The sequence below is a fragment of the Cohnella faecalis genome (assembly GCF_003570905.1).
GTDB lineage: Bacteria > Bacillota > Bacilli > Paenibacillales > Paenibacillaceae > Cohnella > Cohnella faecalis.
In genome coordinates, this window is the sequence record NZ_QXJM01000027.1 from 62,190 (window position 1) to 83,919 (window position 21,730).

20 protein-coding genes and 2 pseudogenes are annotated in these 21,730 nt (G+C 57.1%); 21 read left to right on the top strand and 1 reads right to left on the bottom strand.

The genetic code is table 11. The features are described from left to right. Nucleotides 1-12: 12 nt before the first annotated feature. The 19 genes and pseudogenes from D3H35_RS06130 to recO all read left to right on the top strand — a co-directional run bounded on the left by D3H35_RS06130 (nucleotide 13) and on the right by recO (nucleotide 18,388). A pseudogene (locus D3H35_RS06130) lies at nucleotides 13-1,232 on the top strand (exonuclease SbcCD subunit D). Next, nucleotides 1,229-4,711 (top strand): AAA family ATPase, encoded by a 3,483-nt coding sequence (locus D3H35_RS06135; RefSeq protein ID WP_119148240.1) that lies wholly within the window; start codon nucleotides 1,229-1,231, stop codon nucleotides 4,709-4,711. The pseudogene D3H35_RS06130 and the gene D3H35_RS06135 overlap by 4 nt, the downstream one beginning before the upstream one ends. Nucleotides 4,712-4,747: 36 nt before the next feature. Continuing rightward, nucleotides 4,748-5,368, top strand: coding sequence for a hypothetical protein (locus tag D3H35_RS06140; RefSeq protein ID WP_119148241.1), 621 nt, complete (start codon nucleotides 4,748-4,750; stop codon nucleotides 5,366-5,368). Between the two features lie 71 nt (nucleotides 5,369-5,439). Then, nucleotides 5,440-5,832, top strand: a complete 393-nt coding sequence (locus D3H35_RS06145) for a histidine triad nucleotide-binding protein (RefSeq protein WP_411675130.1) — start codon at nucleotides 5,440-5,442, stop codon at nucleotides 5,830-5,832. 106 nt (nucleotides 5,833-5,938) lie between these two features. After that, a complete protein-coding gene (rpsU, locus tag D3H35_RS06150) occupies nucleotides 5,939-6,112 on the top strand; it encodes a 30S ribosomal protein S21 (protein ID WP_005547957.1) in 174 nt (57 codons plus the stop codon). A 37-nt stretch (nucleotides 6,113-6,149) separates the two neighbouring features. After that, nucleotides 6,150-6,593, top strand: a complete 444-nt coding sequence (locus tag D3H35_RS06155; RefSeq protein ID WP_119148243.1) for a GatB/YqeY domain-containing protein — start codon at nucleotides 6,150-6,152, stop codon at nucleotides 6,591-6,593. Between the two features lie 156 nt (nucleotides 6,594-6,749). Then, nucleotides 6,750-8,120: an NfeD family protein gene (locus D3H35_RS06160; protein WP_233567788.1), complete on the top strand. Its 1,371-nt coding sequence runs from the start codon at nucleotides 6,750-6,752 to the stop codon at nucleotides 8,118-8,120. Nucleotides 8,121-8,147: 27 nt separating this feature from the next. Then, nucleotides 8,148-9,128: a flotillin-like protein FloA gene (floA, locus tag D3H35_RS06165; RefSeq protein ID WP_119148244.1), complete on the top strand. Its 981-nt coding sequence runs from the start codon at nucleotides 8,148-8,150 to the stop codon at nucleotides 9,126-9,128. Between the two features lie 45 nt (nucleotides 9,129-9,173). Next, nucleotides 9,174-9,674 carry a hypothetical protein gene (locus D3H35_RS06170; RefSeq protein ID WP_119148245.1) on the top strand — a complete coding sequence of 167 codons (501 nt, stop codon included), beginning with the start codon at nucleotides 9,174-9,176 and terminating at the stop codon, nucleotides 9,672-9,674. Nucleotides 9,675-10,151: 477 nt separating this feature from the next. Continuing rightward, nucleotides 10,152-10,433: a sporulation protein YqfC gene (gene yqfC, locus D3H35_RS06175; protein ID WP_119148246.1), complete on the top strand. Its 282-nt coding sequence runs from the start codon at nucleotides 10,152-10,154 to the stop codon at nucleotides 10,431-10,433. Nucleotides 10,434-10,512: 79 nt separating this feature from the next. After that, nucleotides 10,513-11,718 (top strand): sporulation protein YqfD, encoded by a 1,206-nt coding sequence (yqfD, locus tag D3H35_RS06180; protein WP_147355761.1) that lies wholly within the window; start codon nucleotides 10,513-10,515, stop codon nucleotides 11,716-11,718. A 6-nt stretch (nucleotides 11,719-11,724) separates the two neighbouring features. Then, complete coding sequence (locus D3H35_RS06185) at nucleotides 11,725-12,696, top strand: PhoH family protein (protein WP_119148248.1); 972 nt, start codon at nucleotides 11,725-11,727, stop codon at nucleotides 12,694-12,696. A 14-nt stretch (nucleotides 12,697-12,710) separates the two neighbouring features. Further along, on the top strand, nucleotides 12,711-14,960 hold the full coding sequence (locus D3H35_RS06190) for an HD family phosphohydrolase (RefSeq protein WP_119148249.1): 2,250 nt from the start codon (nucleotides 12,711-12,713) through the stop codon (nucleotides 14,958-14,960). Further along, a complete protein-coding gene (gene ybeY, locus D3H35_RS06195; RefSeq protein ID WP_119148250.1) occupies nucleotides 14,957-15,523 on the top strand; it encodes an rRNA maturation RNase YbeY in 567 nt (188 codons plus the stop codon). Before D3H35_RS06190 ends, ybeY begins: the two co-directional genes overlap by 4 nt. After that, complete coding sequence (locus tag D3H35_RS06200; RefSeq protein ID WP_267901352.1) at nucleotides 15,520-15,903, top strand: diacylglycerol kinase family protein; 384 nt, start codon at nucleotides 15,520-15,522, stop codon at nucleotides 15,901-15,903. The genes ybeY and D3H35_RS06200 overlap by 4 nt, the downstream gene beginning before the upstream one ends. A 16-nt stretch (nucleotides 15,904-15,919) precedes the next feature. Continuing rightward, a pseudogene (gene cdd / locus D3H35_RS06205) lies at nucleotides 15,920-16,341 on the top strand (cytidine deaminase). 15 nt (nucleotides 16,342-16,356) lie between these two features. Next, nucleotides 16,357-17,253 carry a GTPase Era gene (gene era, locus D3H35_RS06210; RefSeq protein WP_119148251.1) on the top strand — a complete coding sequence of 299 codons (897 nt, stop codon included), beginning with the start codon at nucleotides 16,357-16,359 and terminating at the stop codon, nucleotides 17,251-17,253. 83 nt (nucleotides 17,254-17,336) lie between these two features. Then, entirely contained in the window at nucleotides 17,337-17,501 is a 165-nt protein-coding gene (locus D3H35_RS06215; RefSeq protein ID WP_119148252.1) for a YqzL family protein, read from the top strand. A gap of 47 nt (nucleotides 17,502-17,548) precedes the next feature. Further along, nucleotides 17,549-18,388, top strand: coding sequence for a DNA repair protein RecO (gene recO / locus D3H35_RS06220; RefSeq protein ID WP_119148253.1), 840 nt, complete (start codon nucleotides 17,549-17,551; stop codon nucleotides 18,386-18,388). Between the two features lie 5 nt (nucleotides 18,389-18,393). Here the strand turns inward: recO and D3H35_RS06225 are convergent, their stop codons facing one another. Next, complete coding sequence (locus D3H35_RS06225) at nucleotides 18,394-18,672, bottom strand: hypothetical protein (protein ID WP_119148254.1); 279 nt, start codon at nucleotides 18,670-18,672, stop codon at nucleotides 18,394-18,396. 36 nt (nucleotides 18,673-18,708) lie between these two features. Here D3H35_RS06225 and glyQ point away from each other — a divergent pair, with 36 nt between their 5' ends. Both glyQ and glyS read left to right on the top strand, forming a co-directional pair. Beyond that, nucleotides 18,709-19,596 (top strand): glycine--tRNA ligase subunit alpha, encoded by an 888-nt coding sequence (gene glyQ / locus D3H35_RS06230; protein ID WP_119148255.1) that lies wholly within the window; start codon nucleotides 18,709-18,711, stop codon nucleotides 19,594-19,596. Beyond that, nucleotides 19,589-21,670 carry a glycine--tRNA ligase subunit beta gene (gene glyS / locus D3H35_RS06235; protein ID WP_119148256.1) on the top strand — a complete coding sequence of 694 codons (2,082 nt, stop codon included), beginning with the start codon at nucleotides 19,589-19,591 and terminating at the stop codon, nucleotides 21,668-21,670. The genes glyQ and glyS overlap by 8 nt, the downstream gene beginning before the upstream one ends. The last annotated feature ends 60 nt before the right edge of the window (nucleotides 21,671-21,730 follow it).

Sequence of the window (21,730 nt, forward strand, 5' to 3'; positions counted from 1 at the left end):
GGGAGAAGGAACTTGCGCATTTTGCATACGGCGGATTGGCACTTCGGACGTACGCTGGAAGGAAGAAGCCGGATGCCTGAGCAGGCGGCGTTCGTCGAGGAGCTTGCGGCCATCGTGAAGGATGAGGCGATCGATCTTGTGTTGATCGCCGGAGACGTTTACGATTCCGTCAATCCGCCCGCGGCGGCAGAAAGCCTCTACTACGAGGCGCTCGCGAAGCTGTCGGACAACGGACGCCGCGCCGTATCCGTCATCGCCGGCAATCACGATCACCCCGACCGGGTGTCCGCCGCTACTCCGCTCGCTGCGCGCCAGGGGGTATCCATGGTCGGTTTTCCGCAGGAGAGGGCGTTGTCGGTCCGCGTTTCGGGAACGGGAGAAACGGCGGTCATAGCCGCGCTTCCCTATCCATCCGAAGCGAGACTTAACGAACTGCTTCACGCCTCCATAGACGAGGAAGGGCTGCGGGCCGCTTATACCGACCGGGTCGGCCGATTGATGGCTTCGCTGGCTTCGGCTTTCCGGCCGGACACCGTTAATTTGGCGATGAGCCACATATACGTGCTGGGCGGAAGCGAGACCGAATCGGAACGGCCGATCCAGGTCGGAGGGGCGTACACCGTCCATCCTTCGGCGCTGCGGGTCGGTCAGCAATATACGGCTCTCGGCCATCTTCATCGTCCGCAGCGGGTCGACGGAGACGAGACGATGCGGTACAGCGGGTCTCCGCTTGCTTACAGCTTTTCCGAGGCGGGCCAAGCGAAATCGGTCGTCGTGTTCGACGCCGTTCCCGCCAAGCCGTCCTGCCGCGAGAAATTTATCTTTCCTCCGGACGACCGCTCGTTCGCTGGCAAGCGGCCGGAGGGCTCGCCGAAGTGTATCGCTGGCTTGACGAAGGCCGCGATCCCCGCGCATGGATCGAGCTTGAGCTTAGCTTGACCGAAGCGCTGACGATGGAGCAGATCGGCCAGCTTCGCTCTTCGCGGGAAGGACTCGTGCAAATTCGTCCCGTCTACCAGGGGCTGGGAGGCGCGGAAGCGGCGGACGGAGATCGGCGCCGAGGCTCGGTTCCTCCGGAGGAGCTGTTCCGCCGTTTTTTCAAGCGGCAGAACAACGGCGCGGAAGCGGACGATGCGCTCGTAGCTCTGTTTTTGGAGCTGCTGCGCGATGACGACGAGTCGCCGGATTCCGAAGCGGCCGAGGCTTACGCCGGCAAGGAGGAGACGCGATGAAGCCGATAGGGCTGGAACTTTCGGGGCTTCAGAGCTACCGCGAAAAGCAGTACGTCGATTTCGACAAGCTGTGCGAGGGCGGCATATTCGGCATATTCGGTCCGACGGGGAGCGGAAAATCGTCCATTCTGGACGCTATGACGCTTGCCTTGTACGGCAAAGTGGAACGCGCGGCCAAAGGGACGCAAGGCATTATGAACGGCGCGGAAAATAAGCTGACCGTCGCGTTCACTTTCGAGCTGTCCGATTCGAAGGAGACGATGCGTTACCGGGTCGAACGGCAATATAAGCGCGCGGGGGACGTATCGGTTCACGGAGCGATTTGCCGGCTCGTGCAGGTGAAGCTCGAAGGCGATATCGTGCTCGCCGACAAGCAAAGCGACGTCGATGCCGAGATCGAGCGGCTTATCGGGCTCGGCATGCCGGATTTCACCCGGGCGGTCGTTCTTCCGCAAGGCAAATTCGCCGAATTCCTTACTCTTGCGGGCAAGGACAGGAGGCAAATGCTGCAGCGGCTTTTTCGGCTGGAGCGTTACGGCGATGTGTTGTCGGGCAGACTTAGCCGTCGCGCCGATGCCGTCAAGCTGTCGCTGAAGGAGACGGAAGCGGAGCAGCTGGGATTGGGCGACGCGTCTCCGGAAGCGTTGGCGGAAGCGGAGACGAGACTTGCCGCGGCCCGGGAGGCGGCCAATCTGTTAAAGCTTCGGCTCGCGGCGGCTGAAGCGGCGCATACGGAGCTGACCCGCAGGCGGGAGCTGCATACGCAGCTCGAACGAATCGAGCGGGAGCTTGCCGCACACCGGCTGCGCTCGGATGAAATGAAGGAGAAGGAACGACGCCTTCATTTGTTGGAGCAGGCGCAGGCGGTAGCTCCGTTCCTGTCCGATGTCGAAGATGCGGATCAAGAGTTGGCCGCCGGCCGCATCGCGAAGGCCGAAGCCGAAGCCGAGCTTGCTAGGCGAGCGGCGGAAGCGGCGGAAGCGGCTGCCGACTGGCTGGCCCGAGCGGCGGAAGCCGAGCGAACCGAGCCGGAGCTTCTCGTGAAGCTGGAGAGATTGGAGCAGGCCATCCGGCTTGAAGGCGAGCTCGCCGACTGGGCGCGGCAATCGACGGAGCTTGCTTCAAGCTTGGAAGAAGCGGCAGCCGATAAGCGGTCCGCGGACGCAAGCGCTGCCGTGTCCTCGGATAAGCTAGCTAGGGCGAGAACGAAGCAATCCGCCATCAAGGAGCAGCTCGATCGAACGGCACCGCTTGCGGAAGCGAGCAGCCGCCTGCAAACGGCAAGCTCCCGCAAGGAGCGACTCGACGCTTTGATGCGGGAAGCGCGCGAGTCGGGCGTTGAAACGGCAACCGCGAAGGAGCAGGAGCTTCGCGCAGCGGATAGGCTGCGTCGTGCGGACGAGTTCGTTCTGGCGGCCGCAGCGGAAGGGGCTCAGCTTCGTTACTGGTGGAAGAAAGCCGACGAGGAGCTCGCGGCCGTTCAACAGCGGATTCATCGATGGGCGACGGAGCTTCAAAACGAAGAAGAGAGACAGCGGGCGGAGGAACGGGACCATGAGCGCCGTCATTTGGCCCGTCTTCTGACGGAACGGCTCGTGGACGGACAGCCATGCCCGGTTTGCGGCTCCTCCGATCATTCCGGCGTCGCGGTTCACGATTCTTCTAAGGAGCTTTCCGTTGATTGGGAGGCGATGAGAGCGGAGCTGTCCGCCCGGTCCGCCCGGCTCGCCCAGTTGAAGAGGGAGACGGACGGATGGCGAACGAAATCGGAATGGCATCTTGCGAGAGTATCCGAGGCGATAAGAGCATCGGTATCGGCATCCGCATCGCCAAAAGAAGACATCGAGCTCGGGCGGGAAGATGAGAGCTCGTTCATACGGCTGGCAGAGCGCTACGACGACCCGTCGTTCAGTCAGGCGCTCTCCGAAGCGGCGGTCGGTTTAGAGAAGGCCGACTCCGCCGGGTTCGATATCGTTTGGAGAGAATGGAGCCGATTCGATTCGCAGCTTATCGAGAACGCCGATCGTACGTCGATGTGGGAGTCCGATTGGTCCGGCGCGAACAGAGAGCGGGCTCAGGCGGCGGAAGCGCATGCCGGAGCCTTGCAAGCGGCGGCAATCGCCGAGACGAAATCGAACCGACGGAGCGAAGAGGCGAATGCCTTCCTGACGGCTTGGTCCGCCGAATTTCCCGACCTTCGTCTGGAATCGGTCGAAGATGAGGCCGCTGCGGCAGCCCGTTCCGAAGCGGAGACAAAGGAGCTTCGGGAGCGTCTGGCGACCAGTGTCGGCTTTATCGAGGAGCAGGAGGCCAAGCTTAAGGAGCTGGAACGGCGCTCGACGGAAATGGCCATCAGGCAAGCCGAGCTGAACGCCCGCCTTCAGAACGTCGAAGCTTCGCGGCTATCGGTCTCGGAGCGTCTTCGCGAGTGGACAGGCGGACAGTCTGCCGGGCAGTTGCAAATACTTGCTCGCCAAGAGCTGGAAAGTCTGCGCCGAACGGCGGCGGAAGCGAAAACGCAAGCGGAAGCTTCGGAGAAGCGCAGTCGCGATGCGGCAGCCTTGGCCGCCGTCGCAGCCGATCGCGAAGCGACGGCGGTCAGCCGACAAGAGCGTGCGGCTGTTCGGCTGATGGAAAGCCTGTCAGGCCGATTCGATTCGGCGGCAGATGCGAAACGTCTTATTCCGGCGATACCGGAAGCGCCGTTCATGAAACGGGAGCTTGACGATTACAAGCAGCATGAAGCCCAATTGGCGGGACAATACCGCCTTATGAAAGAAAACGCGGCAGGAGATCCCGTTCCGCAGAATATTTGGGAAGCGAGCGCCGCAAGTGTCGACTCGCTTCGCACGGAGACGGATATTGCTCTAGCCTCGGCAGCGAAATCGGAGCGCGACTCCGACGATTTGAAAGCCCGCCGCGACAGATGGGAGCAGTTGGAATCCAGCAGGGTTCGGTTTGCTGCCGACGCATCGCGCATTGCACAGCTTCAATCGGCATTTCGGGGCAATGCCTTCGTCGAATACATCGCCGAGGAGCAGCTTGAGCAGGTTTGCGTCGCCGCTTCCGAAAGGCTTGGCTTTCTTACAAGCAGACGATATGCGCTCGAAGTGGATGCAGGCGGAGGCTTTGTCATCCGCGATGACGCGAACGGCGGCTTGAAACGTCCGGTTTCGTCGCTTTCCGGCGGGGAGACATTCTTGACGTCGCTCGCTCTGGCGCTTGCCTTGTCGGTCCAAATCCAGCTTCGAGGCAAGTACCCTCTGCAATTCTTTTTCCTGGACGAAGGGTTCGGCACGCTGGATCCCGAGCTGCTGGACACGGTAATCACTTCTTTGGAGAGGCTGCAGCATAGTCTTCTATCCGTAGGCGTCATCAGCCATGTTCCCGAGCTGCAGGCGCGATTGCCGCGCAAGCTGCACGTAACGCCCGCGGAACCCGGAGGGCGCGGCAGCCGTATTACTTTCGAATCGATGTAAAGTCGGCGCGCCCAGCGCCATGCAGGAGGTAAGATAATGGAGTCACCTGTCAAACGGACGTATACGGTCCCTATCATGCTCATTATCATCACGGGGCTGGCTATTCTATGCGTCGTGTTGTACTCAAGGCTTCTGATCGTTCAGCAGGGCAAAACGACGGACGAGGGGCAGCGTCTGGCTGAATCGTACCTTGTAGCCGCTCTTATGGCGGAGCGTCTGCATGCGGGTTCGGACGGACTGCTCAAGGCGGAAACGACCGCTCAAAAGCTGGCAGCCAAGCAGCTTCTCGGCGAAGCAGGCGCCGCGGGAGCCGGCGAAAGCTTGAATCTATATTCGAAAGCCGCGACCTTTCCCGAGAAGCCCGATTCGGAGGACGAGGAGGTTCGCAGAGCCGTAACTGCCTTGAATGCCATAATAGGCACGGACGGCAAGCTCAAAGGAATCGGCGAGCACGATGGCGAATTAACCGACGAAGAGAAGCAAACGTTGACTATCGTTCGCGATAGCGCATCCGAAATGATCCAAGCGCTGCAACGATTCCGTACTCCGACAGGGGAAGCCGGCTATCGCGCGATGACGGTTGGAGGAGAATGGGTGACCGCGGCGAACGAGGCTATTCGCGTTATGGAGGCTGCGGCGGCAAAGCTTAAACCGTAGCCTTGCTCATGTTCTCGGCATTTCGAGACGGCGGAATGCGGCGAAATTGGACGAGCGGCGATTGATGCGTTATGATTAAAATAATTTCATTTTCGATCCGCGAAACGGAGGACGACAAGATGGACTGCATCTTTTGCAAAATCGTTGAAGGAACGATCCCATCCCGCAAAGTATACGAAGACGACGACATCGTCGCGTTCCACGATATACAGCCTCAAGCGCCCGTGCATTTGCTTGTCATCCCGCGAAAGCATTTCGCTTCGCTGGACGCGGCGGCTCCGGAAGACGCGGTATTGCTGGGAAAGATGATGCTTGTCGCCAAGCAGATCGCTCATGAAGCGGGCCTGACCGCTGACGGATACCGCGTCGCCACCAACATCGGAGCGAATGCCGGGCAGATCGTCTTTCACATTCATTTGCATGTGATCGGCGGGGAGAAATTGGCAGGCATCAATGCGAAATAAACGTAGTCATCGGCCTATACCTCAAGTTGACACCCCCTTTCTCCATAACATATAATGGGGTTTGATAACCGAGGTTTGTGGTCTGTTGCGGAGGGAGGGAAAACAGGTGTCCGAAACAAAAGTACGCAAAAATGAAACAATCGACGCTGCACTCCGCCGCTTTAAGCGTTCCATCGCCAAAGACGGAGTTCTCGCAGAAGTTAAAAAACGTAAGCACTACGAGAAGCCGAGCGTTAAGCGGAAGAAGAAGTCCGAAGCCGCACGTAAACGGAAGTTCTAAGAATGCTCTCTCAAGCATGTAGGAGGAAACCGCACTTATGAAACTCGCGGAACAATTGAACGAAGATATGAAGCAAGCCATGAGGGACGGGGACAAGTTTCGGCTATCCACGATCCGGCTCATCCGCGCGTCGGTTAAGAATGTCGAAATCGAGCTGCGCCGCGAGCTTGACGATAACGATTTGATTCAAATCATGAGCCGCGAGCTCAAGCAGCGTCGGGATTCCCTTCTTGATTTCGAGAAAGCGGGCCGCGAAGACCTTGTCGCGAACGTCTCTGCAGAGATTGACATCATTAGCCAGTATCTTCCACAGCAGCTGACCGAAGAAGAAATCAAAGCTATTGTAGAGCAGACCATACAAGAAACCGGTGCTTCTTCCAAAGCCGATCTGGGAAAATTGATGGGCGCTCTTATGCCCAAGGTGAAAGGACGCGCCGACGGTAAGCTCGTCAACCAACTCGTCCAGCAAGCTCTGCAATGATCCCTCGTGAACGCAGGCACTCCCTTTCCGGGAGTGCTTTTTGCTTTTCTGAAACCTACATAAAGGCGCTTTCGTAATACATCCTATGAATAGATGGAACATCCTGACACGAATCGGCGGCACCGCCGTACGGTTCGAATGCGGAGGAGGAGTAGCTTGGTTCCTTTCGATATCGTTCGAAAAGGAGATTCGCGCAGCTTTTGGGCAAAGGTTTTGCTTATCGCAGCGTTCGGATTGTCGGTATTCGGATTTGCAACAACGGAGCAAGCCGCGGCGGCATCCGAAGGAGCCGTGTACGTCGTACCCGTGAAACAAACGGTAGAGAGCGGGCTTGCCTCATTCATTGACAGGGCTCTGACGGAAGCGGAGGAAGCGAAGGCTTCGCTCGTCGTGCTCGACGTGAACACGCCCGGCGGGGAGCTAAGAACGGCGGAAGAGATCGGAACGCGAATTCGGACGGCCAAGGTACCCACGGTGGCGTACGTTACAGGCAAAGCGGCTTCGGCCGGCGCGTACCTGACGCTCAACGCGGGAGGAATCGCAATGGCTCCGGGCACGTCGATCGGTGCGGCAATGATCGTCGACGCGAACGGACAGCCTATTGAAAATCCGAAGTATGTGTCCTTCTGGACGTCGGAGATGGTTGCAGCCGCGCAGCTGAATGGCCGGAATCCGGACATAGCCGTTGGAATGGTCGATCCGGGCCGCGTCGTCGAATTGAAAGAGCTCGGCCGCACGAAGGACAAAGGCCAAATCATTACGCTATCGGCTCAAGATGCGCTTAAGGTTGGTTATGCCGACAAGTTGGCCTCGTCCGTCGAAGAGGTTCTTGCATGGAAAGGTTTGTCCGACCGGACGGTCGTGGAGTTTAACCCGTCTTTCTCGGAGCGGCTGGCTGAATTCGTGACAGGCAGCGGAGTATCTACGATTCTTCTCATTCTAGGAATCGCAGGCATCGCGATTGAAATGCTCGTGCCGGGCTTCGGAGCTCCGGGAATAGTCGGTCTTCTTTCGTTCGGATTGTATTTTTTCGGGCATGCCATAGCAGGCTTTGCGGGGATGGAGTCCATCGTGTTTTTTGTTCTGGGCATCGCATTTCTCGTTTTCGAGATGTTCGTTCCAAGCTTTGGTATACTAGGCTTATTGGGCTGTGCCGGGGTCGTAGCCGGCATCGCGATGGCCGCGAACGATACAGGGGACGCCGTTCGTTCTCTAGGCTGGGCCGTACTTGCAGCGGCGGTGATCGTTGCGGTATTTGCCTATATATTCCGACGCAAGGGAATATGGAACAAGTTCATTTTGCGGGAACGGCTGTCGACCGAGGGAGGATACGTTCCGAACGAGCCCCGGGAAAGCTGGCTCGGGCAAGAAGGGATCGCGTTAACAACGCTGCGCCCGGCTGGTATCGCGGAAATTTCGGGTTCGCGTGTCGATGTAGTCACCTCCGGGGAATACGTCGATCGAGGGACGCCGATCATCGTAACGGCCATCGACGGAACGAGAATCGTCGTCAAGGAACGAAAATAACGAAAACGACTGTTGGAGGTTAATCAAATGGATTCGAACGTACAATTGCTAGTTATTATCGCGTTAGCGGTTATCGCGGTTTCGGTTTTTCTTAGCTTCTTCCCTTTCATGCTGTGGATTTCCGCGATCGCTTCGGGCGTTCGCGTCAGCATCATTACGCTGGTCGCCATGCGACTCCGCCGCGTCATACCAAGCCGGATCGTCAATCCGCTCATTAAAGCTACAAAAGCCGGTCTGGGACTAACAATTAACCAACTGGAAAGTCACTTTCTGGCCGGCGGCAACGTAGACCGGGTCGTCAACGCTCTGATCGCGGCGCAGCGAGCCAACATTCCGCTCGAATTCGAACGGGCCGCGGCGATCGACTTGGCCGGCCGCGATGTCCTTCAGGCCGTGCAAATGAGCGTCAATCCTAGAGTTATCGAGACGCCGGTCGTATCCGCCGTGGCTAAGGACGGAATTGAAGTCAAAGTCAAAGCGCGGGTTACGGTTCGCGCCAACATCGACCGTCTCGTCGGCGGCGCCGGCGAAGAGACGATCATCGCCCGCGTAGGCGAAGGCATTGTCAGCACGAACGGCGGAGCGAATTCGCATAAGGATGTATTGGAAAATCCGGACTTGATTTCACGCACGGTTCTTGGCAAAGGGCTGGACGCGGGTACGGCGTTCGAAATTTTGTCCATCGATATTGCGGATGTCGACGTCGGCAAAAACATCGGGGCGCATTTGCAAACCGAACAAGCGGAAGCCGACAAACGGATTGCGCAAGCGAAAGCCGAGGAACGCCGCGCCATGGCCGTCGCTCAGGAGCAGGAGATGAAAGCCCGTGTCGTCGAGATGCAAGCCAAAGTCGTAGAAGCCGAATCCGAGGTTCCTCTTGCGATGGCGGAAGCTTTGAAGAGCGGTAAGCTTGGCGTCATGGATTATATGAATTTGAAGAACATCGAAGCGGACACCGAAATGCGCGGTTCGATAGGCAAAAACGGCGACGGCGATATTAAACGGTGAACGAATTGAATCGGTTTATAGCCGTAGCGGAGAGGAGGACAGGGAATGGATGAGGTCATCGAGAAGCTCTTTTCGTTTCTTCTCGGACATATTTATATTGTCGTAGTCGTCATCGGGTTTATTTACTCGATTTTCTTTCGGAAATCTCCGATCGAGAAGAAGCCTCCGAATCGGATGCCGGATTTCGGCGGTGGAGGTTCAATGCTGCCGCAGCGGCCCAAGAGGCAGACGTCTCCTGCCGGTATGCCCTCGGCCGAGTCTTCCCGTCCGTTCTCTCAACAAACCGCATCTTCCGATGTTCGTTCGTTAGCGGAGCGGTCCGAGCAGTCTCAGGCAAGCAGCGCCGCATTCGGCTCGAACAGCAATGATGGGGAAAGCCGATACGTCGCTCTATCAGCCGCTGGTACGCCTGCAGTGAAAGCTGCGGTGCCAATCGAATCCTCAAGTGAGGTTCCATCGGTTTTAACCCGAACAGATATGCGTCGCGCCATCGTGTGGGCCGAAATCATCGGTCCTCCTCGCGCTCGCAAGCCGTTTCGTCGATAAATTTTGGCAGGCCATAGGAACTAAGGAGAAGCAGCCGTGAAGGCTGCTTTTTCTATTTAGGGAAATGCGGTTGCTTTGTGCCCCTTGTATCGATATCCCGTTCACTCAGGAAAAACGGGCCCGACGTAAAACGCCAACAGTAGGAGGAGATCCCACACATGAGGCGATAAGTCGGCAGAAGCACGCAAAAGTAGGAGGAGATCCCACACATGAGGCGATAAGTCGGCAGAAGCACGCAAAAGTAGGAGGAGATCCCACACATGAGGCGATAAGTCGGCAGAAGCACGCAACAGTGGGAGGAGATCCCACACATGAGGCGATAAGTCGGCAGAAGCACGCAAAAGTAGGAGGAGATCCCACAGATGAGGCGATAAGACGGCGGAAGCACTCAGCAGATGGAGGGGCCGGGATTGTGCCGTTTTCATAATCGGAATGCTCCGAGCATATGTTTTACGGTACAGGAGGGAGGACCGCCTAATGCCGCCGGTCAGCCGAAAGCTGCGCAAATGGGCCGCCGCCATTCTCGATCTTCCGCAGGACGTCGTGCTGGATCTGCCCCGCGTGACGATGATAGCGGGCTTGCAGATTACGGTGGAAAATCATCGCGGGGTCGTCCACTTTTCGTCGGATTCGCTCCGGCTTGCTATGGATCGCGGAGAAATGGAAGTGACCGGAAGCAACCTGGTCCTTCGTCATATCGGGGCGGACGATTGTTTGGTCGAAGGTCAAATCGCCGGGTTCCGGCTTCATCCGAAATGAAAAGAGTGCGTCCGACCCTTGCATGGGGCGGGCGTAGGAAGTGCGCTGGACAAGCCTTGCCGGGAAAGGGGTCGGAATCATGAAAGGAAACTGGGTGGCCATGCTTCGCGGATACGCCGTCGTGAAGCTCGTCGGGGGCAATCCCGAGGCGTTCCTGAATGGCGTCACAAAGATGAGGATCGTTTTATGGGATATCGCTTTTACGTCGGAAAAGGAATTGCGGTTCGGAGTATCGTTGCCCGATTTTTTTCGTCTGCGTCCGATCGCGAGGGACAGCGGCGGGAAACTGCGCGTGCTGAAGCGCCACGGACTCCCTTTCAAGCTTGCTCGCTTATCCCGGAGGAAGACGTTCGCGTCCGGCTTGCTCGGTTTTGTTCTTCTCTTGTTTATTTTGTCCACTTTTATATGGGATGTGAAGGTAACGGGAGAAACCGCCATCCCCGAAAATAAAATATTGCAAGCTGCGAAAGCGGAAGGGCTTCACCCTTATCAATGGTCTTTTCGTTTGCCGGATACTTCGGAGCTGGCCAAGAGGCTTTCGCGGCACCTGCCCGACGCTTCCTGGGTCGGCGTAGAGAAGAAAGGGACGAAGGTCGTCATTACGGTCGTCGACGCCACGAAACCGGACAAGAAGCCTCTGGAGGGGCCGAGGGATCTCGTAGCCGGAGCGGACGCCGTCATAACCCGGGTTATCGCGGAAAATGGCAGACCTCAAGTTGAACGGCACGATCGCGTGCGCAAGGGCCAGGTTCTCATCTCCGGCTTGCTGGGGGATGGGGGAGCGCATACGAAGGCGGTCGTTTCCAAAGGAACCGTCATGGGGCTCGTATGGCATGAATATAACATTGTCTCGCCGTTGAAGCGTCAAGTGAGGACGTTAACCGGGGAATCGAAGGAAAGAACCTATTGGATCATCGGAAACCGCGGCTTGCAGGTATCGGGATACGGCGGCGAGCCTTTTGCGGACTCTGAAATTCGAGCGACGGCCAGCAAGCTGCGGCTGGGCCGATGGCAGCTTCCGTTCGGCGTTATGAACGAGCGCGAACTGGAGGCGGCGGTGACCGAAACGAGCTTGACGGAAGCCGAAGCGAAGGAAGCGGGGCTTGCCCAAGCGAGGAAGGAGCTGCTGGCGAAGAGCGGCCCCGGAGCGCGCATCACGTCCGAAAACCTTTTGCATGAACAAACGGAGAATGGTAAAGTGAGGATGACTATTCTTTTCGAGGTGGAGCAATCGATTGCCGTCGAACGCCCCCTCATCCAATTACCGGTCGACCAGGGGGAATGAGGCTTTTTGTCGGAACAGCAAATATCCGTTACAATTCCGCTCCAAAGCGCGGCGGAAGGGCTGGCCTTATTCGGGCCGCAGGACAAGTTTCTTCGTCTGATCGAGAAGGATGCGATATCTCTCATTCGTTCTCGCGAGGCGGAAATTTTCATCGAAGGTCCGGAAAAGGAAGTTCGATCCCTCGAGCAGCTGTTCGAGACGCTGCAGCAGCTCGTTCGCAGCGGCTTGCAGCTATCGGAGAGAGACGTCCGTTACGCTTGGGAGTTAGCTCGCGAGATGAAGGCGGATGCGCTTCTCGCGCTTTTCAAAGGTGAAATAACGACGACGTACCGCGGCAAGCCGATCGTTCCGAAGACGCTCGGACAGCGGCACTACGTCACGACTATACGAAAGAAAGACATCGTGTTCGGAATCGGACCGGCCGGAACGGGGAAAACGTATTTGGCCGTCGTTCTAGCCGTCGCAGCGTTGAAGGAAGGCCGCGTCAAGCGGATTCTGCTTACACGTCCCGCCGTCGAAGCGGGGGAAAATCTCGGGTTCCTGCCCGGCGATCTCCAGGAGAAGGTAGATCCTTACTTGCGTCCGTTGTATGATGCGCTTAACGACGTGCTGGGAGCGGACGGAGTCGCCAAAGCGCTGGAGCGCGGCATGATCGAGATCGCTCCGCTTGCGTATATGCGCGGAAGGACGCTCGACGATTCTTTTATTATTTTGGACGAAGCGCAGAACACGACTCCCGAGCAAATGAAAATGTTTTTGACCCGGCTCGGCTTCGGTTCGCATATGGTCATTACGGGCGATGTTACGCAAATCGACTTGCCAAAAGGCAAAAAGTCGGGATTGATCGAAGCGCAGCGAATTTTACGCAACATCGAAGAGATCGGAATCGTCTATTTCTCTGAGCAGGACGTCGTGCGTCACGCGCTCGTCCAGAAAATCATTGTGGCTTACAACCAGGATAACGAACAGCAGCCATAGGGAGGAATCGCCGGATGAGTCGCATTGTCAAAGGCCCATCGGGCAAACCGCTCGCCTTATCAAGTGCAGGGTGGAAGCACAGCGCCGCGGTGCGCTGGCTTCTGCTTCTGCTTTTTGTGCTCTTGTTCTACATGAGCATTTCGCCGCGTCTCGTTCCCGAGACGTACGATTTGACGCTTAATGCAAAAAGCGATAAGGACATCAAGGCGCCAAAGCAATTGCAGGACGAAAAAGCGACTTTCGAAGCGCAGGAGGCGGCCGCCGAGAAAATCGGCCCCGTCTATCCGATCGTGGCGCTTCACAACGAGCTGCTTGTCGACGAGTTGTTCGCGAGAATCGACCAATTGAATCAGGAAGACCAGGTTACGTTCAACGAAAAGGTCGATATTTTCAAAGGCGACATTCCGATGCGCGTGGAAAAATACGTGACTGATTTTGTCGCTTCCAACAAGGGATCCCAGTCGTATTCAGACGATTTGCTCGCGGAGATGAAGCGGGTCGTTACGGCGCAAAGCTATCTCGTCCCCGAGGAAACGTTCTACAAGCTGCCCAAGCTTACTTCCGACCAGCTGTCCGCGATGAAGACCGTTACCCGCGACATCGTTCGCAAGCTGACGAAAGAGCCGATCACGGAAGCAGAGACGGCGCGAACGAAAGTAGCCGAGCTTGTCAACGCCAGCACTCTTCCGACGAAGACGGAGCGGGAGACGGTGCAAGAGCTTGCCCGGCTTACGATCTTTCCGAACAAGTTCTATGACAAGCAAGCGACGGACGAGGCGAAGGAGCAAGCGCGCAAAGACGCGCCGCCCGTCGTCATCAAGCAAGGCGACGTAATCGTCAAATCCGGGCAGGTCATTACGCAGGATATTTACGATCAACTCGTCGCGCTGGAGATGCTTAAGGAACGCAAGACGTATTGGCCTCAGGTCGGCGTGCTTCTGTTTTGCTTGCTATTTACGTTAGCGCTCTATGGATACGGAGAATTGACGGCATCGTCCGCAGCCCAGAAAAGGACGAATGCGCAATGGCTCATGCTGTTGATTGTGTTCGCCCTGAATCTGTTGTTCATGCATTTGGCCGCTCTCGCCCATAGCGAGCAATGGCCGTACGTCGGTCTTCTTGCGCCCGTCGCGCTGGGGAGCATGCTCGTTACTTTGCTGATCGACATGCATCTGGGCATGGTCAGCGCTCTCTTGTTCTCGCTGCTGGCCAGCATCGTCTTGAACGTCGAGCAGAAGCAGGTGTTCGATTTCCACTACGGCTTCGTGACCGCAGTCGTATCGTTCACAGCCGTCCTTGCCATTTACCGGGCCAGCCAGCGGTCGTCGATTTTGAAGGCGGGCATCATGGTCAGCCTGTTCGGCTCCATTGCGGTTCTGGCGCTTATGCTGGTCGACCAGGAGCCGGACAAGACGCAGATCGTTCAATCCATCGGCTTCATTTTTTCAAGCGGGCTGTTGACGGCCGTTCTCGTCATCGGGCTAATGCCCTTTTTCGAATTGACGTTCGGCATACTTTCCGCGCTGAAGCTCGTGGAGCTGTCGAATCCGAACCATCCGTTGCTGCGCAAGCTGCTGACGGAAACGCCCGGCACGTATCACCACAGTCTGATGGTGGGCAACCTGTCGGAAGCGGCTGCCGAAGCGGTCGGGGCGAACGGGCTGCTCTGCCGTGTCGGCTCGTTCTATCACGACGTAGGCAAGACGAAGCGTCCGCTCTATTTCATCGAGAACCAGAACGGCGGGGAAAATCCGCACGATAAGCTGGAGCCGAAAGTAAGCGCGTCGATTATTATTGCGCATGCGCGGGATGGCGCCGATATGCTGAAGGCGTACAAGCTGCCCAAGCAAATTCGCGATATCGCCGAGCAGCATCACGGCACGACGTTCTTGAAATACTTTTTCCATAAGGTCGTTAAGCAGGCGGAAGCGCAAGGCGTGGAGTGCGCCTATTCGGAAGACGACTTCCGCTATCCCGGTCCCAAGGCGCAATCCAAAGAAGCGGCGATTGTCGGCATCGCCGATTGCGTGGAAGCGGCCGTTCGTTCCCTTAATCACCCGACAGTCGCCCAGATCGAAGGGATCATTGGGAAAATCATTAAGGATCGGCTGGACGATCATCAATACAACGAATGCGATTTGACGTTGCGGGAGCTGGACAAAATCGCCGAGACGCTCAAAGAAACGGTAATCGGAATGTTTCACTCTCGTATCGAGTATCCGGACGACAAAGAGATGAAAAAGCTGAAGGAGAAGCAGTCATGACATTAAGCCTTGAATGGATAGACGAACGGGAAGGCGGAGCGGGCGAGCGCGAGGAAGCTTGGATGGAATTGCTGGAGAAGCTGCTGCGGATCGCGGGTGAGCAGGAGGGCGTGACCAAAGGAATCGTTACGCTGACGCTTACGGACAACGAAGGAATCCGCCAGTTGAACAAGCAGTTCCGCGGGTTGGACAAGCCGACCGACGTGCTGTCGTTCTCGATGCTGGAAACGGTGGAGGACGAGCCCGAAATCCGCTACGATGACGAGTACGAAACGGTGGAGACGGACGAAGGCGATGAAGAGGACGACGCGGAGCAAGCGGAAGCCGAATCGACGGACTTGAGCGATCCTTTCGCCGATATGATCGGCGATATCGTCATTTCCGTTCCGCGCGCGGAGGAGCAGGCGTCCGACTACGGCCATAGCTTCGAGCGGGAGCTTGGATTTTTGTTCGTTCACGGTTTTTTGCATTTGATAGGCTACGATCACGGCGATGAAGAGCAGGAGCGCGAAATGTTCGCGAAGCAGGAAGCCGTTCTCGCTCAAGCGGGATTGACAAGGTGAGCCGGAGGCAGCCGCGGCGGTCGATTTGGCCGCCGTTTCTTTACGCTCTTCAAGGTATCCGGACTTCGGTTCGGGAGGAAGCGCACATGCGGTTTCATTTGTTCGCCGCAGCGCTCGTTATAGTGATGGCGCTGCTGCTTGACATCGATAAGAACGGGTGGCTGTGGCTAATTGCCTCGATCGTAGGCGTGCTGACTTCCGAAATGTTCAATTCGGCGATTGAGAGAGCTGTCGATTTGGCGACTGCGGAACGTCATCCTGTCGCCAAAGCCGCTAAGGATATCGCCGCGGGAGCCGTGCTTGTCGCATCTCTGGGAGCTGCGGCGATCGGCTTGATCGTGCTCGGACCGCCCTTATGGCACTGGCTGGCTCAACGTTGAATAGGGAGAGGGTACGATGATCGGATCGACATGGGAGCCTAAGCGGCTTTTGGAAATGGCGAAAGAGGCGATGGAAAGGGCTTACGTGCCTTATTCGAATTTCAAGGTAGGAGCGGTGGCGATTGACGACGAAGACCGAGCTCACTATGGCTGCAACGTAGAGAACGCGGCATACGGACCGACCAATTGCGCCGAACGGACGGCGCTGTTCCGAGCGGTCGCCGACGGACGCACGGCCGGACAATTCAAGACTTTGGCGGTTATCGGCGATACCGATACGCCCATCGCGCCATGCGGAGTGTGCCGCCAAGTGATGATCGAGCTTTGCCCGCCCGATATGCCGTCGTGCTTGGCAATTTGAAAGGCGATTGGCGCGTGACGACCGTTGCCGAGCTGCTTCCCGGCTTTTTCTCGTCGCGCGATTTAGAGAAGGAATAGAAGGAGAGCAATCGAATGAAACAACCGTTCAAATCCGGTTTCGTGGCGATTATAGGCAGACCGAACGTGGGGAAGTCGACGCTGATGAATCAAGTCATCGGCCAAAAAATCGCAATTATGTCCGACAAACCGCAGACGACCCGCAACAAAATTCATGGCGTGTACACGACTGACGAAGCCCAGATCGTGTTTCTCGACACGCCGGGCATCCATAAGCCGAATTCCAAGCTTGGCAACTACATGGTGAAGGCTGCGGAGGACGCGCTTAACGAGGTGGAGGCCGTTTTGTTTCTGACGGACGTCTCGGAGGAGCTTGGCGGAGGCGACCGCTATATTATCGAACGGCTCAAGCGGGTAAACACTCCCGTCTTCCTCGTCATGAACAAAATCGACAAGGTGCATCCCGAAGCGCTGCTTCCGATTATCGAGAAGTACCGCAAGTTGCACGATTTCACGGAAATCGTTCCCGTCTCCGCTCTTCAGGGCAATAACGTGAATACTCTGCTGGAGCAAATTACGAAATATTTGGACGAAGGCCCGATGTATTATCCGGCGGATCAGGTGACGGACCATCCGGAGCAATTCGTCTGCGCCGAGCTTATTCGGGAAAAAATATTGCAGATGACCCGGGAAGAAATTCCGCACTCCATCGCCGTCGAGATCGAGAGCATGGGCACCGGCGATAACGGCGTAGTTAATATTGGCGCGGTCATCTACGTGGAGCGCGATTCGCAGAAGGGAATCGTTATCGGCAAGAACGGCGCGCTGCTACGCGAGGTTGGAAAGCAAGCGCGGCAAGACATGGAGCGGCTGCTCGGTTCCAAAATATTTCTTGAGCTGTGGGTAAAAGTGAAAAAAGATTGGCGCAACCGCGAATCGGTATTAAAGACGCTCGGATTCCGAAACGAATAAAAGTTGTCAGGGATACCTCCGTCCGTCAGGTGACATCCTAACCGTGGAAGCAATACATTTCCGGCCGGGGAGGATGAGGCGCTGTGCGGGATTTCACGTGGCACGTGTTTACGCAAACCGGAGATATCGAAGCTTACTTGCTATACAAGGAAATGGACATGGCCGGTTCGTCCTTCGGAGCTTCGGCTGCGGATAAGACGGCCGACTTGGGAGAAGACGGCGCCGAAGGAGACGCGGAACCGCCGTAAGGCGGTTGCCGGGCTCACGCCGTCCGGCTCGGACGGGGGAGAGGCCGATGCTGTATCGCGTGGAAGGCATCGTGATCCGGAGCACGGATTACGGGGAAGGCAACAAAATCGTAACCCTGCTCACCTCCACGCACGGTAAGCAGGGAGTCATCGTTCGCGGAGCGAGGAAGCCGAAAAGCCGCTTCGGAGCGGCAGCGCAGCTTTTTACGTGCGGCGATTTTTCGTTTTACAAGACAGGCTCGCTCGGCACGCTTAACAACGTCGAAGTTCTGGAGCCGTTCCGCCAGCTCCGGCAAGGACTCGAAGGCCCCGCTTATGCCGCATACGCTTGTGAGCTGACGGACAGAGCGGTAGACGAAGAAGAGGCCGGGGAATATATTTACTATCAGCTGAAGGCATGCTTGGCGGCGCTTGCGGAGGGCAAAGATCCGCAGGTTGTTCTAAGGGTGTATGAGATGAAAATGTCGTCTGCCGCGGGGTATATGCCGATTTTGACGGAGTGCGCCGGCTGCGGCAGACGGGACGTTCCGTTTCGCTTCAGCCCGGCCGTCGGCGGCGCGTTGTGCGGCAACTGCAGACACCGCGATCCTTACGCTTTGGAATTGGACGAGCCGGTATGGAAGCTGCTTCGGCTGTTCGCGGCTCTCGATATGAGAAGGCTGGGAGGAGTCGAGCTCAAAGAAAGCTCAAAGCGGCAGCTTCAGTTCGCGATGCGAAGATGGATGGATGCCCACTTAAGCTTGAATTTGAAGTCGCGCGGGTTTCTGGATCAATTGGAACGGCACGGGGAAATGCTTGGGCTTAAACAGGAGCCTGGCTTCGATACGGCCGTCAGACCTCCCGAAACGACGATGCGGGTGATTGACATCCGCCGCGCGGTTAGATAGAATGACTACATAATTGAATCGTTCTCGATGAAGGAGAAAGTAACCGGTTCTGTCGGCAGCGAAGCGAGCCGGGGAGGGTGCAAGCCCGGACGGACGGAACGGCGAACACGGCGCTCCAGAGAGACATGCCACGGAAAAAAGAGGATTTTTCGGCGTATCGTCGTCGTGAAATCAAGTAGGGTGGAACCGCGGGAACCTCGAGCTCCCGTCCCTACGTCCGCGAAGCGGGCGTTGGAGACGGGAGCTTTTTTGCGTTCCGATCCGTCGTTCCTGCCTAGCGTCAAGCCGTCACACCCAATTGTCGAAGGAGTGCAGGAAAAATGAATTTTCAACAAATGACCCTTACGCTGCAGCAGTACTGGGCCAAGTACAACTGTATCGTCGTTCAGCCTTACGACACGGAGAAGGGCGCGGGAACGATGAACCCGATGACGTTTCTGCGGACGATCGGTCCGGAGCCTTGGAACGTCGCTTACGTCGAGCCTTCCAGACGTCCGGCTGACGGTCGCTATGGGGAAAATCCGAACCGGCTTTACCAGCATCATCAATTTCAGGTCATCATGAAGCCTTCGCCGGACAACATCCAGGAAATTTACCTGGACAGCCTCAAGGCGCTTGGAATCGATCCCCGCCACCATGACATTCGTTTCGTGGAGGACAACTGGGAATCGCCGACGCTCGGCGCTTGGGGACTCGGCTGGGAAGTGTGGCTTGACGGTATGGAAGTTACGCAATTTACGTACTTCCAGCAGGTCGGCGGCATCGACTGCCACCCGGTAGCGGTCGAGATCACATATGGTATGGAGCGGCTTGCTTCCTATATCCAGGAAAAAGAGAACGTGTTCGATCTGGAATGGGTAGAAGGCGTCTCCTACGGCGATGTATTCAAGCAGCCCGAATACGAGCATTCCAAGTACACATTTGAAGTGTCGGACGCGGCGATGCTGTTTCAATTGTTCTCGACTTACGAGGCGGAAGCGAAGCGGGCGATGGATCAGAATCTCGTATTCCCGGCGTACGATTACGTGCTGAAATGCTCGCATACGTTCAATCTGCTCGACGCCCGCGGCGCAATCAGCGTAACGGAGCGGACGGGATATATTACTCGCGTTAGGAATTTGGCTCGCCAAGTAGCGGCCACTTATTTGCAGGAACGGGAACGGCTCGGCTTCCCGCTATTGAAGGAAGGGGCGGTTCGCAATGGCTAAGGATTTGTTGTTGGAAATCGGTTTGGAAGAAGTGCCTGCCCGCTTCGTTAGAGCGGCGATGGACCAACTGAAAGACAAAACGGTCAAATGGTTGAACGACAGCCGTCTAAGCTTCGAGGAAGTGCGAGCGTATTCGACTCCGCGCAGACTCGCCGTCATCGTAATCGGGTTGGCCGACAAGCAAGCCGACGTGAACGAGGAAGTAAAGGGCCCGGCGCTCAAAATCGCCAAGGATGCCGAAGGAGCCTGGAGCAAAGCCGCTCTCGGATTCGGTCGCAGCCAAGGTGTGGACGCCGAATCGTTCGTCGTTCGCGAAGTGGCGAATGTTGAATATATTTTCGCCAACAAGAGCAGCGTCGGCGTGGAAACTTCTTCCCTTCTACCCGAAGCGTTGCCGGCGCTTGTCACCTCGCTGACCTTTCCAAAAAATATGCGCTGGGGCGCTTACGATCTGCGCTACGTTCGTCCGATCCGTTGGCTCGCGGCGTTGCATGGCTCCGAAGTCGTTCCTTTCGAAATAACGGGCGTGAAGTCGGGCAACGTGTCGCGGGGCCATCGGTTCCTGGGAGCGGACGCAACGATCGATAATCCGGCCGTTTACGTGGAAGCATTGAAAGAGCAGCACGTCATCGTCGATGTAGCCGAGCGGGAGAAGGCGATTCAGGAAGGCATCGGCCGTCTGGCCGCCGAACGCGGCTGGCATATCGCCGTTAAAGAGGATTTGCTGGAAGAGGTTCTGTTCCTCGTCGAGACGCCGACCGTACTGACGGGCTCGTTCGATCCGGCATTTTTGAACATTCCGCAAGAGGTTCTAATTACGTCGATGCGCGAGCATCAGCGCTACTTTCCGGTTCTCGATTCGGAAGGACGCCTTCAGCCGCATTTCGTTACCGTTCGCAACGGCGACGGTCTGTCGATCGATGTTGTGGCCAAAGGTAACGAGAAGGTGCTGCGCGCGCGTCTGTCCGATGCGAAGTTCTTCTATGAAGAAGACAAGAAGCTTGTCATTGCCGATGCGCTCGCCAAGCTGGAGAATATCGTTTACCATGAAGAGCTCGGCACGGTTGCCGACAAAGTACGGCGTACGAGAGCGATTGCCGACAAGCTTGCGCAGGCGCTGCGCGCCGACGACAGCGTTCGCGCCGATGTCAGCCGGACGGCCGATATTTGCAAATTCGACCTTGTTTCGCAGATGGTATACGAGTTCCCCGAGCTGCAAGGCATAATGGGCGAGGATTACGCCCGCAAGGCGGGAGAACGGGAAAGCGTGGCGCGCGCCGTCAACGAGCATTATTCTCCGCGCAATGCCAGCGACAATCCGCCGGCGTCGCTCGTCGGAGCCATCGTCGGCATCGCCGACAAGATCGACACGATCGCGGGCTGCTTCTCGATCGGCATCGTGCCGACCGGCTCGCAGGATCCTTACGCGCTGCGCCGCCAAGCGGCCGGCATTGTCAGTACCATTCTCGCACACGGCTTGGAGCTGCCGCTGTCCGAGCTGTTCTCCATCGCGTTGGAGATTCATGCCGAACGGGGATTGAAGCGCGAAGCCTACGATATTCGCAAGGATGCGCAAGAGTTTTTCACGCTGCGCGTGAAAAACGTTCTGACCGAGCGCAATGTCCGCTACGACGTCGCAGACGCTATTCTCGGCGCAGGCTCGGATGACGTTCGCCGCACGATCCTTCGCGCCGCAACGTTGAATGAGGCGGCTTCGGAAGAACGGCGCGACGAGTTCCGTCCGATCGTCGAAGCCTTCAACCGCGCATGCAACCTCGGGGCGAAGGCTGATTCGCGCCAAGTCGACGCTAATCTATTCGCCGACGCCGCCGAAGGAAGCTTGTACGAGGCGTGGCAAACCGCGCACGGAACGTTCGTCAAAGCGATCGCCGAAGCGGATACGGATGCTGCCTTCGCCGCACTGGCCGCATTGAAGGAGCCGGTCACGACGTTCTTCGAGACGGTTATGGTCATGGCGGAGGACGAAGCGGTTCGCCGCAACCGTCTCGCTTTATTGGCGCTGATAGCAGATGACGTGAAGGCGTTCGCCGACTTCACCAAGCTGGTCGGCTAAGCAAGTATAGCCTATTGTTCGCACGCCAGAATCGAACGACAAATCTATGACGAGGGGATG

Excerpts from the sequence above, each read along its gene's own strand:
- era (WP_119148251.1), top strand. The coding sequence starts at position 16,357 with ATGAAACAACCGTTCAAATCCGGTTTCGTGGCGATTATAGGCAGACCG.
- glyQ (WP_119148255.1), top strand. The coding sequence starts at position 18,709 with ATGAATTTTCAACAAATGACCCTTACGCTGCAGCAGTACTGGGCCAAG.
- D3H35_RS06190 (WP_119148249.1), top strand. The coding sequence starts at position 12,711 with ATGAGTCGCATTGTCAAAGGCCCATCGGGCAAACCGCTCGCCTTATCA.
- yqfD (WP_147355761.1), top strand. The coding sequence starts at position 10,513 with ATGAAAGGAAACTGGGTGGCCATGCTTCGCGGATACGCCGTCGTGAAG.
- D3H35_RS06170 (WP_119148245.1), top strand. The coding sequence starts at position 9,174 with ATGGATGAGGTCATCGAGAAGCTCTTTTCGTTTCTTCTCGGACATATT.
- D3H35_RS06145 (WP_411675130.1), top strand. The coding sequence starts at position 5,440 with ATGATTAAAATAATTTCATTTTCGATCCGCGAAACGGAGGACGACAAG.
- D3H35_RS06155 (WP_119148243.1), top strand. The coding sequence starts at position 6,150 with ATGAAACTCGCGGAACAATTGAACGAAGATATGAAGCAAGCCATGAGG.
- glyS (WP_119148256.1), top strand. The coding sequence starts at position 19,589 with ATGGCTAAGGATTTGTTGTTGGAAATCGGTTTGGAAGAAGTGCCTGCC.
- D3H35_RS06140 (WP_119148241.1), top strand. The coding sequence starts at position 4,748 with ATGGAGTCACCTGTCAAACGGACGTATACGGTCCCTATCATGCTCATT.
- ybeY (WP_119148250.1), top strand. The coding sequence starts at position 14,957 with ATGACATTAAGCCTTGAATGGATAGACGAACGGGAAGGCGGAGCGGGC.
- yqfC (WP_119148246.1), top strand. The coding sequence starts at position 10,152 with ATGCCGCCGGTCAGCCGAAAGCTGCGCAAATGGGCCGCCGCCATTCTC.
- floA (WP_119148244.1), top strand. The coding sequence starts at position 8,148 with ATGGATTCGAACGTACAATTGCTAGTTATTATCGCGTTAGCGGTTATC.
- D3H35_RS06135 (WP_119148240.1), top strand. The coding sequence starts at position 1,229 with ATGAAGCCGATAGGGCTGGAACTTTCGGGGCTTCAGAGCTACCGCGAA.
- recO (WP_119148253.1), top strand. The coding sequence starts at position 17,549 with ATGCTGTATCGCGTGGAAGGCATCGTGATCCGGAGCACGGATTACGGG.